The 1,163-nt window shown below is 52.1% G+C and carries 1 protein-coding gene and 1 pseudogene; both read right to left on the reverse strand.

What is annotated here, in order from left to right; translation table 11 throughout:
• Positions 1 to 207 precede the first annotated feature (207 nt).
• Complete coding sequence (locus tag ACRC27_RS01915) at positions 208 to 792, reverse strand: molecular chaperone TorD family protein (protein ID WP_438639060.1); 585 nt, start codon at positions 790 to 792, stop codon at positions 208 to 210.
• 110 nt (positions 793 to 902) lie between these two features.
• Positions 903 to 1,163: pseudogene (locus ACRC27_RS01920) on the reverse strand (dimethyl sulfoxide reductase anchor subunit family protein); the annotation flags it as partial.

Consider the following 1,163-nt stretch of genomic DNA (forward strand, 5'->3'; position numbering starts at 1 on the left):
TGCATACGGTGGTCGGATTACCTTAGCCTGCAACGCGGCCTGTGCTTCTGCGCGCGGCTCACCGGCCTGCTTGATGCCGGCAAATAACCCACGCAGCAGACCACGACGGCTGACCGTGCGGTGTTCCATATAAGCTTGAGAGTAACGCGCATCTCTCATAACGGGTCTGTTCTGCTTTTCTCTTGATGTTTCAACAAGCTTAATGGGTTAACGATGCAAGCGAACACTGCGCGGAGTCAGCTCCAGCTCTGCAATTAAGGTCTGCAAAAAACAGCCCAGCACCTTCCCCAATGTTGGGTAAAAATGGCCATACTCAGCGGCGCTCAACAGCTGCACATAACGCGCACTCCACGGCAATACATGCTCTTCAAGCAACGTGATTGCCGCACTGTCGTGACCCTGCTCCAGCAAATAGGCCAGAGCCAGTAACATCAAGCCAATCTGGTCTTCCGGCTCATTTAACCCGCTGTCAAAACAGATATTCTGATCGGCTAAAAACGCGCGGTAACGCTGCGCTGATTCGGCCAGCAACAGATTATCCTGATCCTGATACACCGAACCCCACGGTGGTGCGGGCATCTCACCTTGCCCCTCAAACAGTACCGAGAAGTGATAACGTAAATCCGGTTCGGCAACCGCAAGTTGAGCACACCACTGCTCAATTAAGGCCGGCTCTGGCCAGCTAAATAGGGTTGGAAGTTCTGGCAACACTGCCCGTAATGGTGCGGCCTGTTCTGAATCTGGCGGGTAATAGAGCAAGCCACCAAGAATGCGGGAAACCACAGCAATCATCATCTATCCTGAAAAAAATAAACGTATTGGGGGATGCAGAGCCATGCCAAGGTACAATTTACTCACCTTGACATGCCCATGACATAACTTATCTAACGATATACAAGCACTTACATGCCAATCGCCCACAGATTATAGAAGGCAATACGGCCAGCCAATTCACCAGCAAGCATAATCAACGCACCGGTAGCTAACAGCGGAGTTGAACGCGATGTCAACGCGGTTTTCGGTTGGCACAGCAGCACCAAACAGATCCCGCCACCGATGAGCAGCGCTGCACTCTGCCCCATCCACCAATTGTGTTGTTGTTCAGCCAGCAGCGGCGATGTTGCGGTCAGAAAACCGACATAACCGGTTTTACTCAGCACAGT

This window comes from Plesiomonas sp., from assembly GCF_051650925.1.
Taxonomy (GTDB): Bacteria; Pseudomonadota; Gammaproteobacteria; order Enterobacterales; family CAMTGL01; genus Plesiomonas.

Coding starts and splice junctions, on each gene's coding strand:
- ACRC27_RS01915 (WP_438639060.1), bottom strand. CDS start 792: ATGATTGCTGTGGTTTCCCGCATTCTTGGTGGCTTGCTCTATTACCCG.